This is a genomic window from Leptotrichia hofstadii, assembly GCF_007990525.1.
GTDB classification, from domain to species: domain Bacteria; phylum Fusobacteriota; class Fusobacteriia; order Fusobacteriales; family Leptotrichiaceae; genus Leptotrichia; species Leptotrichia hofstadii.
The window spans coordinates 175312-192660 of record NZ_AP019823.1; the positions used below are offsets into that span (position 1 = coordinate 175312).

The 17349-nt window shown below is 27.6% G+C and carries 13 protein-coding genes and 1 tRNA gene; all 14 read left to right on the forward strand.

The annotated features are described in order from the left end of the window. Positions 1 to 10: 10 nt before the first annotated feature. The gene (pglX, locus tag FVE77_RS00765) at positions 11 to 3802 is read left to right on the forward strand and encodes a BREX-1 system adenine-specific DNA-methyltransferase PglX (RefSeq protein WP_026745397.1); all 3792 of its coding nucleotides are present in this window, start codon (positions 11 to 13) and stop codon (positions 3800 to 3802) included. 3 nt (positions 3803 to 3805) lie between these two features. Then, the gene (locus tag FVE77_RS00770; RefSeq protein ID WP_026745396.1) at positions 3806 to 4561 is read left to right on the forward strand and encodes a hypothetical protein; all 756 of its coding nucleotides are present in this window, start codon (positions 3806 to 3808) and stop codon (positions 4559 to 4561) included. After that, positions 4561 to 5676: an AbiH family protein gene (locus tag FVE77_RS00775; RefSeq protein WP_026745395.1), complete on the forward strand. Its 1116-nt coding sequence runs from the start codon at positions 4561 to 4563 to the stop codon at positions 5674 to 5676. Before FVE77_RS00770 ends, FVE77_RS00775 begins: the two co-directional genes overlap by 1 nt. 117 nt (positions 5677 to 5793) lie before the next feature. Continuing rightward, positions 5794 to 5979 carry a type II toxin-antitoxin system HicA family toxin gene (locus FVE77_RS00780; protein WP_026745394.1) on the forward strand — a complete coding sequence of 62 codons (186 nt, stop codon included), beginning with the start codon at positions 5794 to 5796 and terminating at the stop codon, positions 5977 to 5979. Positions 5980 to 6025: 46 nt separating this feature from the next. Beyond that, positions 6026 to 6424, forward strand: coding sequence for a type II toxin-antitoxin system HicB family antitoxin (locus FVE77_RS00785; protein WP_051254452.1), 399 nt, complete (start codon positions 6026 to 6028; stop codon positions 6422 to 6424). Positions 6425 to 6762: 338 nt separating this feature from the next. Then, positions 6763 to 6969: a hypothetical protein gene (locus tag FVE77_RS00790; RefSeq protein ID WP_026745392.1), complete on the forward strand. Its 207-nt coding sequence runs from the start codon at positions 6763 to 6765 to the stop codon at positions 6967 to 6969. Between the two features lie 47 nt (positions 6970 to 7016). Further along, a complete protein-coding gene (pglZ, locus tag FVE77_RS00795; RefSeq protein ID WP_051254451.1) occupies positions 7017 to 9545 on the forward strand; it encodes a BREX-1 system phosphatase PglZ type A in 2529 nt (842 codons plus the stop codon). A 46-nt stretch (positions 9546 to 9591) separates the two neighbouring features. Further along, a complete protein-coding gene (gene brxL, locus FVE77_RS00800; RefSeq protein WP_026745390.1) occupies positions 9592 to 11691 on the forward strand; it encodes a protease Lon-related BREX system protein BrxL in 2100 nt (699 codons plus the stop codon). A gap of 255 nt (positions 11692 to 11946) precedes the next feature. Continuing rightward, positions 11947 to 13857: a threonine--tRNA ligase gene (gene thrS, locus FVE77_RS00805; RefSeq protein WP_026745389.1), complete on the forward strand. Its 1911-nt coding sequence runs from the start codon at positions 11947 to 11949 to the stop codon at positions 13855 to 13857. A gap of 187 nt (positions 13858 to 14044) precedes the next feature. Further along, positions 14045 to 14815, forward strand: a complete 771-nt coding sequence (locus FVE77_RS00810; protein WP_051254450.1) for a Bax inhibitor-1/YccA family protein — start codon at positions 14045 to 14047, stop codon at positions 14813 to 14815. A gap of 197 nt (positions 14816 to 15012) precedes the next feature. After that, on the forward strand, positions 15013 to 15624 hold the full coding sequence (locus tag FVE77_RS00815; RefSeq protein WP_026745387.1) for a hypothetical protein: 612 nt from the start codon (positions 15013 to 15015) through the stop codon (positions 15622 to 15624). 522 nt (positions 15625 to 16146) lie between these two features. After that, positions 16147 to 16533 (forward strand): pyrophosphohydrolase domain-containing protein, encoded by a 387-nt coding sequence (locus FVE77_RS00820; RefSeq protein ID WP_021768227.1) that lies wholly within the window; start codon positions 16147 to 16149, stop codon positions 16531 to 16533. A 296-nt stretch (positions 16534 to 16829) separates the two neighbouring features. Continuing rightward, a complete protein-coding gene (rpmB, locus tag FVE77_RS00825) occupies positions 16830 to 17087 on the forward strand; it encodes a 50S ribosomal protein L28 (RefSeq protein WP_026745386.1) in 258 nt (85 codons plus the stop codon). Between the two features lie 24 nt (positions 17088 to 17111). Beyond that, a tRNA-Arg gene (locus FVE77_RS00830) sits at positions 17112 to 17188 on the forward strand. Positions 17189 to 17349: the final 161 nt, after the last annotated feature.

A 17349-nucleotide genomic window follows, 5' to 3' on the forward strand; every position in this document is an offset into this window, starting at 1 on the left:
ATTTAGACTAATGGACAAAGTAGCATTGAGAAATTTTGCAGTAAATGCAAAAGAAAAAATGGAAGATGATATAAAAAGAAAATTGGAATTGATGGGAATTACAGAAAAAGGGATAGGAGAAGAAACTGTAAAAGAAGATGATTATCTGAAGATTAATGGACAGGAATTTAATGAAAAGGAAGTTAAACAGAGAGAAAAAGTAATTGAGGTATTAAAAGCAAGAGAGAAAAATGAAGATTTTAAGAAATGTTTTGATGAATTTGTTGAGGAAATAGCGTATACCTGGTTTAATAGGATTATTGCTATTAGATTTATGGAAGTAAATGACTATCTTCCAGATGGAATAAGAATTTTATCTTCTGACAGGGAAAATGACAGGGAACCTCAAATAATAAGGGAAGTATTTGATACAGACCTGGAATTTTCAAATGATGAAAAAAATAATGTTTATAAGTTAAAAGAAGAGAACAAAATAGAAGAGCTCTTCAAATTTTTATTTATAAAAAAATGTAATAAATTTAATGAAATACTGCCTGAATTATTTGAAGAAGCTGAAGATTATTCAGAGTTGCTTTTACCAATTTCAATAAATGATGAAGAAGGAATATTGAGAAAGTTAGTGGATGAAGTGCCTGAAGAAAGCTTTAATGTGGAAAAAGAGGGACAGATTGAAGTGATTGGGTGGCTTTATCAGTATTATAATGAGAAGAAGAAGAAGGAAGTAGACCAGAAAACAAAAAAAGGAAAAAAAGTGGAACAGGATGATATACCTGCGAAAACACAGTTATTTACACCAAAATGGATAGTAAAATATATGGTGGAAAATAGTTTAGGGAATTTATGGCTGGAAGGACATCCAAATGAAGATTTAGAGGAAAAATGGAAATTTCTTGTAAAGGGAGAAAAACAGGAAGAAGAAATTGAAAAGAAACTGGAAAAACTGAATGAAAATTATAAGGAAATGAAACTAGAAGAAATTAAAATAATAGATCCGTGTATGGGAAGTGGACATATACTTGTCTACGCTTTTGATGTATTAATGGATATTTATTCAAATTTGGGTTATTCCAACAGGGATGCTGTTCAGTCAATACTGGAAAATAATATTTATGGTCTTGATATAGATAAAAGAGCTTATCAGTTGGCATATTTTGCTTTAATGATGAAGGCAAGAGAATATTATAAAAGAATATTTTCTAAAAAATTGGAACTAAATATCTGTTATACAAGAGAAAGTAATGATATTAATAAAAAAATAATAGATTTTATTTCAAATGGAAATAATAAAATAAAAGAAGAACTTGATTTAATTTATAATTCATTTTTAGATGCAAGAGAATATGGGAGCTTAATAGAAGCACCAAAAATAGATTATGATGAAATAAAAAATAGATTATTAGAAATAGAAAATACAGATTTCTATAATCTGTTTGACGAATTAAAAAAAGAAGAAATAAAAAATAAATTTTATTATGTAATAAAAACATCAGAAATATTATCAAAAAAATATGAAGTAGTTGCAACCAATCCACCATATATGGGGAGTTCAATAATGGATTCCAAGTTATCAAAATATACAAAAAAGAATTATCCAAACAGTAAGATGGATATGTTTGCTGTATTTATTGAGAGATGTAATAATCTTACAAAGAAAAATTGTTATACTTCTATGATAACTATGCAGTCATGGATGTTTTTATCATCATTTGAAACTTTAAGAAAGAATATTCTAGAAAAAACTACAATTAAAAGTTTATTGCAATTAGGATATGGAGTTATTGGAATTGCTTTTGGAACTTCAGCTTTCAGTTTGAAAAAATCTTTTCCTGATGAAAAAAAAGGTTATTATTTTAGAATGTTCGATAAAATAGCACAAAATATACAAACAGATGACTGTGCAACTTTGTTTAGAATTTCAAAAAACACTACTAATTTTAAATATAAATTTGATGAATATTCAAGTGAAAATACAATATTTGAAGATATAAAATCTAATAAAAAAGGGAATTTAATAAAGTTTCAAGTTAATCAAAAAAACTTTGAAAAAATACCAAGAATGCCAATAGTATATTGGGCTAGTGAAAATTTGTTGGAAGATTTTGAAAAAGGAATCAAAATTTCTGAACTAATAGAGCCAAAACAAGGATTAGCGACAGCAGATAATAATAGATTTTTAAGACAGTGGTATGAAGTGGAAGAAGAGAAAATAAACTACAATATAAAATCAATAGAGGGAATAGAAAGTAATGAATATAAATGGTATCCGTATAATAAAGGTGGAGGAAGACGACAATGGTACGGAAACTACGATTATGTAGTAAATTGGGAAAATAATGGTAATGAAATAAGAAATTTTAAGGATAGTAATGGTAAATTAAGATCGGTAGTTAGAAATCCTAATTATTATTTTAAAGAAGCGATAACTTGGCCATTGATAACAAGTGGGGGTTTCAGCATCAGATACAGAGAATCAGGTAGTATACATGATGTTTCAGGAATGTCAGCATTTTCTGAAAATGAATTAAGATTAAAATACATTTTAGGTATAATGGGAACTAAAATATCTAATTTTATCTTTAATATGTTAAATCCGACTGTGAATTTACAAGTAGGAGATTTTAATAATTTCCCAGTTATAGAAAATAAACAAATAAACCCAAAAGTAATTTCAATAGTTGATGACTGTATCAAAATCTCAAAATATGACTGGAATACATTTGAGACAGCATGGGATTTTAAAGTAAGTCCATTGGTTAATTTTGAAAGATATGTGGAAGGATTTGATAATGTAAAAATAGGGGAAAATGGGAATGTTGAAAATAAGAAAATTGATAAAACACAAATAATATTAATAGAAGAAGTATATAGTCAATATAAAGAATTTACAAATAATCAGTTTTTAAAATTGAAAGAAAATGAAGAGGAATTAAATAGAATTTTTATTGATATTTATGGACTGCAGGATGAACTGACTTCAGATATAAGTGATAAAGATATAACAATAGCTAAAATATTTGATACAGATGATGAAATAAATGATGAAATTAAAGGGAATAACTATGTTCTGACAAAAGCAGATGTTGTAAAACAATTTATTTCCTATGCTGTTGGATGTATGTTCGGGCGTTATTCGCTTGATGAGGAAGGTCTTGTATTTGCAGGAGGAGAATTTGATAAAAATAAATATAGCAAATTTATTCCTGATGAAGATAACTGTATTCCAATTACTGATAGTGAATATTTTAGTGATGATATTGTTACAAGATTTGTAGAATTTGTAAAAACAGTATATGGAGAAGAAACTCTTGAAGAAAATCTTAAATTTATTGCACAAGCCTTATCTAATAAAAATGATGCTCCAAAAGATATTATAAGAGAATATTTCTTGAAAAGTTTTTATGACGATCATTTAAAAAGATACGAAGAAAGACCAATTTACTGGCTTTATGATGCAGGAGAGAAAAATGGATTTAAGGCATTGATTTATATGCACCGTTATAATGAACAGACTACAGCAAAGGTTAGAATTGGATATTTACACGAGCTACAGAAACATTATGAAAGAAGGGCAAATTTTCTGAAGGATGAAATTGAAAGTAATAACAACAGAAAAAAAGCCGAGCAGGAGCTGAAAAAGATAAAATCACAGCTTGATGAATGTAAACAATTTGATGAAAAGATGAATCACTTGTCTTCAGAATATATTTCGATTGATTTGGATGACGGAGTGAAAGTCAATTATGAGAAAGTTCAGACTGGACGTGATGGGAAAAAGTATGAGATATTGGGGAAGGTGAAGTAGGTTATGGAAAATAAAATTTTCTCTATTCCTTTTTTAGAATATGCTAGTAAAATATTAGGAGAAACTAATAAAGGATTTTCTACAGCAGAAATAATACGTTATTGTAATAGTTATTCAGTACAATTTAATGTTGAAATCCCAATAACAAGTTTAGAAGATAAATATCCGAATAAAAGAACGATTTTATTAGAAAACCTAAAAAAATTTTCCTCTACAACACAGTTTTTTATTTTATCAGAATTATGTGAAATAAGTGATATTGAAAAAAATCCTGAAGTAATGGAGTTAAAAAAAAGATTGTACGAAAAATATGGGGAATTATCCCCTAATAAATCTAGTAATGAATTACTGATTATAAAAACAAAGAATAATTTGAAAATTTATCAAAAATCTTATGAAAAATATGAAGAAGGAATAAAAAATTTTGATAAAAAAGGTAATAATAGACATATTTTAGATGATATGAGATTCTCTTTGGAGTCATTGTTAAAAGAAATTTTAAACAATAAAAAAAGCTTAGAAAATCAAATTTCAATTTTAGGAGAGAGTTTAGAAGAAAAAAATATTTCTGTTGAAATTAGAAATTTATTTACGCAAGTTATAAGATGTTATTGCAAATATCAAAATGAAAATGTAAAACATAATGACAAAATAAGTGAATTTGAAGTAAAATTTATAATAGAACAAACTTCTGTATTTATAAATTTCATTATAGATACTTTAGGAAATAAAAAATCTTATATAAATGGAGGAAATTAATGACACAGGAACTTTATATTCTAGGAAATGGCTTTGATTTATGGCAAGGATTACTTACGAGATATGAAGATTATTTTGAAATAAAAAAAGAAAAAATAGAAAAATTTTGGACAAAATTTAATGAAATTTTTTTTAAAATAACCAGTTACAATGATTTACACGATAGACCTTATTTTCAAGAAGAGAATTTAAAAGAATTAATAGAAAAACTTCATAATGAACTAAATGAAAATTTATTTTTTTATTATCTTTTATTCTGTAAAAAAGAACAAGAATGGTATGAGGTTGAAACTAATATAGTTAGTTATGTCAATAATATCAGGGAGATATTTGAATATAAAGCAGATATAAAAGATATTGTAAAATATGCTAAAAATCATGAAAAATATAAATATTTCATTATAGTTCAAATGTTAATAGAAAGTGTATTAGATGTAAAAATAGCAATAAAAGTAGCATTGGAACATTTAAATTTATTTGAAAAAGATTTTGGAAATTATATTAAGGATGTTCAAAATAAATTGGCTCATAGTTTAGATAATATATTATATAATGACAAACCTAAAAAAATAATAAATTTTAATTATACAACTATTATAAAAAATGAGATTGATAAATTTAAAAATATACAAAAATATACAATAGCTGAAAATATAAGAAGTATAGAGGAAGTAATTAATATTCATGGAGATTATGAAAATCCAATTTTTGGAATAGATAACCAAAATGTTGATGAAAGTATGAATATTTTTACTAAAACATATAGAATTTTAAGTAATGATACAATTGAAAGTTTTACGTTACCATCTAATAAGCTTTTAGAAACAATTTACTTTTTTGGACATTCGTTATCAGAAGCAGATTACTCTTATTTTCAGAGTATGTTTGATTATTATAGTATTTATGACTCAAAAATAAGATTGATTTTTCTGTATTCAGATTATGATGGGAAAGAAAAAAGTAGACAAGAAAATAGAGTTGTAAAATTAATAAATGACTATGGAAAAACTCTTGAAAATAAAGATAAAGGAAAAAATTTATTACATAAACTTTTATTAGAAAATAGAATTAAAATCTATGAAATTGAAAAAGCAAAAGAATTATTAGAGAAATAATATAATATTTGAGCTAAAATATACAATAGGACAATTAAAATAAATCATATTGAACAAATATTGAATATGTGTTATAATGTTTTTGCCGTAAACTTTTAACATTCCTAGGGAGGCAAGATGACGGTAAAAGAAGTAGAAGCTATTATTCTTAAAGATGGATGGGTTCGAGTACCAAGTAACTCAAGTCATAGACAATATAAACATCCTGTAAAAACAGGAAGAGTGACAATTGCGTGGCATAAAGCTAAAGACGAGGTACCTCCTAAAACATTAAAAAGAATAATGGCTCAGGCAGGACTTTAATAAAGTTCTGCTCTACTTACTTCAAGAATATCAGGAGGCGTTTTTAATGTTTTATCCACTTATAATTACTTACACATCAGATGAATATTATGAAGTTAATATTCCCGATTTTAAGTTGGAACTGGGGGCATATGGGGAAACAGAAGAAGAAGCAATTGATATGGCAAAAAATGTTATTGTCAGTGAACTGGAATTACTGGAAAAGGAATGTAAAAAATATCCTGAACCAAGTAGTGCAAAGGAATTGTCAAAAAAAATAGCAGATAATCAATATTTAGTGAGACTTGATTTTAATCTGGAATATGAAAGATCATTGATAAAACAGGTTTTTAAAAGTAGAACAGTAACATTGCCTACATGGCTTGATATGCTGGCAAAGAATAAAAATCTGAATTTTTCTCAAATATTGCAGAAAGGATTGAAACAGGAACTAAATATAAAATAAAGAATAGAACTGTTTTAGAAAGTAAAAAATATTTTATAAGTTCGACATAATATGATTTATTATAAAAGGATTTAATAATATTTTTGTTTTATAAAACAGTTTTTTATTTAGAAAGCAAGTTAAGGTTGATTAAAGTTTTTAAAATAGTAAAAATATAAAAGAAATATTATCTGTAAACTATCCCAAAAATTATACAAAATTTGGGATAAAAGAACAATGGCAATTGAATAAAAGAGACTAATAAATATAATATTTTCAAAGAAATCTAATTAACACTCTAAAATAGATATGGTATTATAAAAATAAAAATAAAGTTAAAAAAGGGGAGAGTGGTAAAAATGTTTAGAAACAGAGTTGAAGCTGAAAAAATTTTTGAAAAAATGGATTTTGAAAGTATAAAGGATTTTGATGATATTGGTTTCTATGTATTACCTAGAGAAACAGAGGTTTATTACGATATTCGTAAAGCTAACGAATATATTAAAGAAAATCATATTGAGAATGGTTTGAGTAAAAAAGAACTGGAAATGTTTAAAGTGAAATAAAAATGGGTGGGTTAAATTGAGGTATAAAAAATCATGGAGTGAGAAAATTGAATTTAGAACAAATTACAGATACACTTAACAGTGAATTTAAGAAAGAAGGAAGAAGACTTGTTTTCTGGTATGATGAAAAACAGGAATTTCTGTCAGAAATTGAAGAATTACAGCTGGAAAATGCAAAATTACTTGTATTGCATCAGGATGAGCTTTTTAAAACAAAAATACTTCTTGAAAGAGAGGAAAAGGAAACAAATTATTTAATATATGCTCCATTTAAACGAAGTGAAAACAGGGAAAATCACCTTGCTGATACAATAATGTATTCAAAGGTGTTTTTAACAGACTGGATTTCCATAATGGTTCAGAATTTGAAAATAGACGATGAACTCAAGGAAGTAATGGAAGAGCATAGAAAGTTTTTTGAGGCAAAAGATAGAAGGGAAAAGTTTGAAAAGCTGGTAAATGACAGTAAACCTTCAAAAAAAGAAGATATGGAAATCATTTTAATGAGGGCAATTACAGGTTCAAAAGCTGAAATATTTGATGGTTTTGAAGATGTTACAAGAATTTTAATTACAGATGTCAACAGAAAAGAAAGTAGATATCTTGTAGAGTTTAATAAATATAATCTTGAAGAGAAGTTTTGGGAATTATGTAGATTAAAATTTGGATATGTTGATGATGATCCGAGTTTAACTAAGTTACTTATTGGAATATTTTTAACTTATGCTTCTGAAAAAATAACAAAAGAAATTCCTGTTAGATTTAAGGAACTAAGTATAAGAAGTACCGTTATGGTATTTTTAAATAGATTGCGACAGATTTCTGAATATAGAGAAACTTTTAAAAATCTTGTTTCAGAAGTTTATTCTATTATAGATGGAAATAAATATTTTAAAAATATTTTACCTGAATATATTTTGGAACTTGATATATTTGATTTTCCTGATGAAAAAATAACGAAATGGATAGTTGAAAGAATTGTTGATGAGAATTTTTCAGCAAAGTTGCAAGATAAATCTATAGCAGAGATAATAGAATTACGAAGAGAGAAAAATATTGATAATTTAAAATTAAAGATAGAGTATAAAATATTGGAATATGCTTACAAAGGAATAAAAAATACAAATTTTGAAACTTGTAGTGATTTATTAGAAATAATAGAAAAATATGCTCAAAAAGATTATATGATTGATACATATTATAGGAAATTTTGTTATTACTATGATCAATTAACAGAAAATAGTGAAAAGTATAGTAGGTTGTTAGAATTATTAGAAACCAAATATACTGATAAATTTTTAAATCCTGCAAATATAAAATTTAATGACCTACTTAATTATAGAGAGTTTCCTAAGAAAATAAATTTACAAAAGGATTTTTACAAAAATTATGTTGAAATTAATAAAAATAGAATTGTAGTAATAATTTCTGATGCTTTGAGGTATGAGACTGGGAGAGAATTATTTTATAAGATGAGTAGAGATGAAACTATAGATGCTGAAATAGAATATCAGTTAGGAATTATACCTTCTATTACAAAATTAGGTATGGCAGCATTGCTTCCACATGACAAAATAGAAATAGAAGTCGAAAATGGTGATTTTTCAGTACTTATTGATGGAAAAGCTTGCAATGACAGAGTAAAAAGAGAAAAAATTTTAAAAAGTTATGATGAAAATTCAGTAGCTTTAGATTTTGATGAAGTATTTAGATGTTCAAAAAATGAATTAAGAGAGGTATTTAGAAATAAGAAAAAACTTTATATTTATCATAATCAAATTGATTCGATAGGAGATAAGGCAAATACTGAAGATGAAGTGTTTGAGGCGTGTCAAAAAGCGATAGAAGAAATTATGAATTTAATAAAAAAACTTAGAGTGGAATCTATTAATAATATAATAGTAACAGCAGATCACGGATTTATTTACAAAAGAAGAAAAATAGATGAAAGTGATAAAATAGAAAACTTTTCTAGTAAAAATGATGTTGTGAATAGGAGATACATAGTAACGGAAAATGAATATGGCGAAATTGGTACAAATGAAATAAACATGTCAGATGTTTTAAATAATAAAAATGAAAATTTAAAAGTAATTTCACCGAATACTTCTAGTGTATTTAAGGTTAGTGGTGGTGGACAAAATTATTATCATGGTGGAATTTCGTTACAAGAATTAATTGTTCCAGTTATAAAAGTAAAAACTGCAAAAGGATCAGTAGACACGGAATTGGTAAAAGTTGGTTTAATATCAGAAATTAACAAAATAACTAATTTGAAAATCTCGCTTGATTTTCTTCAAAAAAGTGCTGTAACAGATATTATAAAACCTACAGAATTTGAAATATATTTTATTGATAGTAATGAGAGTATAATTTCAAATATAGAAAATTATAAAGCAAATAGTGAAGAAACTGAAACTGTAAAAAGAATAAAAAAACTAAGATTTACTTTAATAAATAAAAAATATAAAAAAGATGAAGATTATTATTTAGTTGTAAAAAATATAGAAACTAAAATTGAAGAAAGGAAAAAAATAATAATAGATATATTATTTTCAGATGATTTTGGATTTTGATAAATAATTTTTTTGTTTGAAACAAGAGATATTAAAGGAGGAAAAAGTGAATAAGGATTATTGTCAAACTTTTGAGGATAATGATTGTTTAAAAGAGGCTAATAATGACAAAGATAGAGAAACATTAAGTGAAAAGTTAAATAAATATTTTTCTGGAAAAATCGTTAGAAAAGATTTGACAAAAAAAATAAGGGAAGGGGCAAATGTTCCTATATATGTGCTTGAATATTTATTGGGAATGTATTGTTCTTCAGAAAATGAAGAAGATATAGAAGAAGGAATGGGAACAGTAAAAAGAATTTTGGCACAAAATTATGTAAGACCTGATGAAGCCGAAAGAATAAAATCAAAATTAAGAGAAAATGGATCTTATACAATAATTGACAAGGTTACTGTAAAGTTAAATTTTAAGGAGAATAGACATGAAGCTGAATTTTCCAATTTATCGTTAAAAGGTGTTCCAGTATCAGATGTTTATCCTTCTAAATACGAGAGATTGTTAGGAGGAGGTATTTGGTGTATTATTCAGTTGGAATATTATTATGATGAAGACGATAAAAAAGGAAATCCTGTAATTATAAAAAAATTAACACCTGTACAAATGCCAGAAATTGATTTTGAAGAGTTTAAAGATTTAAGAGAAAAATTTACAGATGAAGAGTGGATAGATATTGTTTTAAGAAGTACAGGAATGGAATCTAGTAAATTTGATGAAAGAGTTAAATGGCTTCATTTGTCAAGATTAATACCATTGTTAGAAAATAATTATAATTTTTGTGAGCTAGGGCCTCGTGGAACTGGGAAATCACATATTTATAAAGAAATAAGCCCGAACAGTATACTTGTATCAGGAGGTCAAACAAGTGTAGCAAATCTTTTTTATAATATGGGAAGAGGAACAATGGGACTCGTAGGACTTTGGGACTGTGTAGCCTTTGATGAGGTGGCAGGAATGAAGTTTAAGGATCAAGATGGAGTCCAAATTATGAAAGATTATATGGCATCAGGCTCGTTTGCACGTGGGAAAGAACAAAAAAATGCAAGTGCTGGAATGGTTTTTATAGGAAATATTAATCAGAGTGTAGATGTTGTTTTAAAAACTTCTAATTTATTTGAACCATTTCCTCATGTAATGGGAAGAGATACGGCATTCTTAGATAGAATGCACTGTTATTTACCTGGTTGGGAAATTCCTAAATATAGACCAGAGTTTTTTACTGATGACTATGGTTTTATAACAGATTATTATGCGGAAATTATGAGAGAATTACGTAAAATTTCTTATGCAGATGCATATGATAAGTATTTTAAATTAGGAAATCAATTAAATCAAAGAGATGTGATTGCAGTCAAAAAAACTGTTTCTGGAATGGTAAAAATAATTTATCCACATGGAAAATTTACAAAAGAAAAAATTGAAAAGATATTAAGATTCTCACTAGAAATGAGAAGAAGAGTTAAAGAGCAACTAAAAAAAATAGGTGGGATGGAATTTTATGACGTAAATTTTTCGTATATCGATAATGAAAAATTTAATGAAGAATATGTTCCTGTTCCAGAGCAAAGTAGTGGAAGTTTGATTCCAGAAGGTATTGGAAAACCAGGTCATTTGTATACGGTTTCAAGTATAAAAAGTGGAATGATTGGATTGTTTAAAATTGAAACTCAGATGACAAAAGGAACAGGAAAATTTGAAAAAGCAGGATTAGGAAATAATCGTGAAGCAAAGGAATCAGCTGAAATGGCATTTAAATACTTAAGAGCTAATGGGAAATTAATAAGTGGAGAAATTAGCACAAAAAATAATGATTATGTTGTAAATTATCAAGACTTAAAAGGTATTGGAATGACTTCAAATGTAACTTTGTCTACATACATCGCTATTTGTTCAGCTGCATTAAATAAACCTATTATTTCAAGTGCGGTAATTTTAGGAGATTTGAGTATCGGTGGAACAATACTAAAAGTAAGTGAACTTGCAAATGTGTTACAAGTGTGTTTAGATTCAGGGGCAAAAAAAGTATTGTTGCCAATGACTTCGGCTTCTGATTTGGCGACGGTGCCACCAGATTTAATAGGTGCATTTAACTTAATTTTTTATTCTACAGCTGAAGATGCTGTATTTAAAGCTTTAGGGGTGGAATAGAATACTAATTATTGAAAGAGGAAGGTAACTTCATTATTAGTAATAAAGACAATTTTATATTTGATTTTTTTATATTAAACCTCATTATACATTTTTTGTTGCATTTGATTATACAGTACATATTTAAATGTTATTTAATTTTTTATGTATTTTTAGGTTGAAAAAAAATAAGAATTATACTATAATAAATAATTATGCGATTAGGCTAACTAGAGCCTAATTTTATTTGACAAAAGAGAGAAAGAAGGAATCGAAATGATAGAAATGATTTTGCCTGATGGTAGTAAAAGACAGTTGGAAAATCCGATGACTGTTGTGGAGTTTGCAAAAAGTATTGGGAGCAGTCTTGGGAAGGCAACCGTTGGGGCGATAATTGACGGTGTGCAAGTTGATCCATCTCATATTATTGACAAATCTGGAACAATTGAAATAATTACTAATACAAGTGAAAAAGGGATAGAAATTATAAGACACAGCGCGGCACATATTATGGCTCAGGCTGTGCAAAGACTTTTCCCAAATACAAAGGTTACGATAGGGCCTGTTATTGAAAATGGATTTTTTTATGATTTTGACCCTGAAAAACCCTTTACTGAAGAAGATTTAGCAAAAATAGAAGAGGAAATGACAAAAATTGTAAAAGAGAATTATGAATTTAAAAGAAGTGAAATGACTGCCGAAGAAGCAAAAAAATTCTTTGCTGAAAAAGGTGAAACTTATAAAGTTGAGATAATTGAAGACCTGGGTGCAGATAAAGTTAGCATTTATCAGCAAGGTGAATTTATAGACTTATGCCGTGGAACACACATTCCATCGACTGGCTACCTAAAAGCATTTAAGCTAATGTCAACAGCAGGAGCTTATTGGCGTGGAGATTCAAACAATAAAATGCTTCAAAGAATTTACGGAGTTGCTTTTGCAACAAAAAAAGAGCTGGATGACTATTTGACAATGATGGAAGAAGCTGAAAAGAGAGACCACAGAAAATTAGGAAAACAGCTTGACTTGTTCTTTGTAGACGAGCATGGACCTGGATTCCCGTTCTTTATGCCAAAAGGTGTGGAATTATTTAATAAATTGCAGGAAATCTGGAGAGTTGAGCATAAAAAAAGAGGTTATCAGGAAATAAAAACTCCAATTATGCTAGATAAGGAACTGTGGGAAATTTCTGGACACTGGTTCAATTACCGTGAAAATATGTATACATCGACAATTGATGAAAAAGAATATGCAATAAAGCCTATGAACTGTCCAGGTTCAGTAATTGCCTACAAGAATAACTTGCATTCATACAAGGATTTACCATTGAAATATGGAGAAATGGGGCTTGTTCACAGACACGAATTTAGTGGAGCTTTACACGGGCTTATGAGAGTTAGAGCATTTACACAGGATGATGCCCATGTTTTCTGTACGAAAGAGCAAATTGAGGAACAAATTATCGAAATTATTGATTTATATGATAAATTTTACACTGTATTCGGATTTGAATACCACATTGAATTGTCAACAAAACCTGATAAAGCAATAGGTTCAGACGAAATATGGGAAATGGCTGAAGCAAACTTGAAATCAGCTTTGGAACATAAAGGAATTAATTACAAGTTAAATCCTGGAGATGGAGCATTCTACGGACCAAAAATCGACTTTAAGATGAAAGACTCAATAGGAAGAATCTGGCAATGTGGAACAATCCAGTTAGACTTTAATCTTCCAGCAAGATTTGAAATGAGCTATATAGGTGCAGATGGGGAAAAACACGAGCCTGTAATGATTCACAGGGCAATGTATGGAAGTTTGGAAAGATTTATCGGAATTTTGATCGAACATTATGCAGGAGCATTCCCAACTTGGTTAGCGCCAGTACAAGCAAGAATCCTGACAATTTCTGACGAACAGGTGCCTTTCGCAAAAGAATTGTTTACAAAACTTCAAGATGCAGGAATCAGAGTAGAGCTTGACACAAGAGTAGAAAAAATTGGATACAAAATTAGGGAAGCAAACGGAGACCAAAAAATACCAGTTCAACTAATAATTGGTAAAAATGAAGTTGCAAACAACGAAGTAAACGTAAGAAGATTTGGTTCACAAGACAGTAAAAACGTATCAGTTGATGAAATTATCCAAACTTTAAAACAGGAATCTTTTGTTCCATTTTCAAAATAAAAAATAAAATTAAGTAATTTAACTGATAAATAAAAGTCTTTTTTAAAAAATATCAGTTATAATATTATGATGGCTTGAACATAAAATTTTAAGTTAAAATTCTATAAAAATTAATAGTAAATTATTCAAGTTACTGAAATAAATTATTTTTAAAAATAAAAAAGACTAAACTAATGAGGTGATTTTTATGAGAAATGATTATGATGAATTGGAAACTTATAACCATGACAACAATGATTACAATGAATATAACGGGCAAACGACGATGACTTATGATGATTTAAACAGGCTGATAAGTTCAAAAGTGCGTGGAAGTATGATATGGATGGTAATAGGGCTTCTTATAACTGGCGGTATTGGTTTTATGGTTTATAATGGAGTAAATAATGGAAATTCTATTGCATATATGATAATAGAGAAATACTGGATATTTCTTATTTTAGAAGTTGTTGCAGTTTTAGCCTTTTCAGCCTTAGTTTATACAGCAAATTCGAGTGTTCTAAAACTTATATTTTTAATATATTCGGCATTGAGCGGACTGACGTTCTCGGTTATTGGGCTCAGATATGCTCCAGATATGATTGGTTCAGCATTTTTAGGAACGTTGTCAATCTTTGTAGTTTTAGCAGTTTATGGATATTTTACTAGGGAAAATTTGACTAGATTTGTGCCATTGCTTACAGCTGGAATAATAGCAATGATATTAGTAAGTGTAGTAAATATGTTTCTAGGAAATAGTGCAATTGATTTGTTTGTGTCAGTCTTAGGAGTAGTTGTTTTTACAATTTATATTGCAGTTGATGTAAACAGAATAAGAAATAATATTATCGCCTGTGCAGTTCATGAAGACTCAGATATTCTTAACAAAATTGAAATTGTTGGTGCTTTGGAATTATATTTGGATTTTGTAAACCTGTTCCTAAGCATTTTAAGAATTTTAGGAAGAGGAAGAGACTAAGTTTTTACATAACTGAAAAGTGGGAAATAAAAATTACAGAGGGTTATTTTCGGATTATTTGACAATAAAGATAATTAAAGTTGTCTGATGAATCCCTAAATAGCTCTCGTTCTATTTACAGCCAAGAAACTCACAATTTAAAAATTATAAAATCTTGCTCATCTAAAAGAGATTGAGCATATTTAAGAGGAGAAATTTTGAAAAGTAACAGGAAAACAGAGAATAAAATAGATGCTGGAACATCAAAAGAAATACAAATTTTTATAACCGAAGAAATTTTAGCAAGCAGAATATGGGTAATTTCAGGAATAGCAATCTCAATTTTATTGTGTATGCTGTTAAAAAGCTACATGATTTTTGAACTGGATAATATAATTCACGCTATAAGAAAATTAGAACTGCCAGATGTAAAAGGAATATTTCTTATACTCTTATTTGTATTAGAAATTCTGTTCTTATTTACCTTACCAATAACACTGTTAAATAAACAAAAAAAGAATATGAAGTCTGCTTTAACAGTCCTGTCGCTAATAATGGGGCTAATCCTAGCAATTTTTTACAGTAAACTTTTATTTTTTTGCACACATAAAACTGTTGTCGCTGGAATAATGATTTTATTAGCACTTATATTGGCAGTTTTATTAATAAAAAAAGACATAAAAAATATTCAAACTAAGATATTAAAAAAAGTAGAAGAAGACGATACTGAAATTTTGGAAAAAACAAGATTTTTTTCCGCAGTTATGCTTTATTCTGATATTGGAAAAGTAGTAATTTTATATTGTTTGTTGATATTAATAATAAAATAGTCTCATTATTTATTAATAGATATTTTTCTATGTTTTATACTTTTTTCTTTTTTTGTACGTAAAGTAGATTAACCACTATCCCTTTATTTCATAAATGGATTTTATAATAAATTATGAAGTAAAATTTTATTAAAGAAAAAATAACTGTTTGAGATTTTAGAATAGATTTTTAAATCAAATAAAATTATCTGCACTAAACCCTGTTTAGAGAAAGAATTTATTACAAATGTTTTTAACAAAGTATGAAAACCTAGTATTTGCGAATAATTACAATATAGTTAATAAACCGATGGAGCTTTTATTTGTTCAGCTACGGCTGTCTAACGACTTTTTTGAATTGTGCAAATAAAAGTTGGAGTCTAGCCATAAATATTTGGCAGCAATCTTGACACAATTTTAATTATCAAGATAAACCTTTACTGCAAGATAAGGATTTAACGAAATGAGCAATCCTGCAAAATAAATAAAATAAAATGATTATTATTAAAAAATAAATAAAAAATTTAGAAAGGAAAGATAGTAATGAAAAGAAAAATAGAATGTGTTGAAGAATTTCACAGAATTTATAAACTTGGAAATTCTGATAAACCAATTGGAAAATTGGAAAATGGTCTCGAAAAATTGAGATTCGACTTGATGAAGGAAGAAAATGAAGAATATTTGGAAGCGGCTAAAAGAGGGGATGTTGTGGAAGTTGCAGACGCTCTTGGGGATATGCTCTATATCCTTTGTGGAACGATAATTGAGCATGGGATGCAAGATGTTATTGAAGACGTGTTTGAAGAAATACATCGAAGCAACCTTAGCAAGCTGGATGAAAATGGGAAGCCAATTTACCGTGAAGACGGAAAAGTGATAAAAGGGCCAAATTATTTCCCGCCAAATTTAAAACAATTTTTTGAAAAATAAAATTTATAATACTTAATTTAATAACTATATAAATTTAAAATTTAAGAAAAATGAGCATAATTTTTGAGTTTGGTTTTAAAGTTTTTTTTTGTGAAACGAAAAAATACTGATAATAACTTGTAAAAATTTGCAAAATATGATAAAATAAGTTTCGATATGTAAAAATAATTTTAACTGAATAACGATTTTTTATAAAATAGTTAAGTTAATATATTATAATAAAAAACAGTAAATAGCTGTTTTAAAAAATAAAGATGAAAGGAGAACTACTAAAATATTTAGTAGAGGTGAATAAAATGCAAAGATGTGAAGTTTTTGGAAAAACAGTAAGCCACGGAAATAGAGTAAGTCACTCTCACAGAGCTACAAAAAGAATTTGGAGACCTAATTTGCAAACAATGCTTTTAACTATTAACAATGAAGAAGTTAGAGTAAGAGTTTGTACAAAAGCAATGAAAACATTAAAAGGGAAAAATGCTGATCAAGTTAAAAAAATCTTGTTAAAGAACAAAGAAACATTAAGCCCTAAAATTTTAAAAGTATTAGCAAAGTAAGTTTTTTATAACTTACTTTTTTGTGTACCCGTAGCTCAACTGGATAGAGCGTCTGACTTCGGATCAGAAGGCTTGGGGTTCGATTCCTCACGGGTACGCCATTTTATGTGAAGAATTATTTAACAGAATAAACAGATATAAGGACTTTAACGTCCCTATCTAAATATTTTTTTGAACAGTTTTAACCTTTAAAATAGGGCTAAAGCTGTTTTTAATTAAAAAGTTTTTACAAATTTAAAGCGTATATTGAAAAAAGTTAATA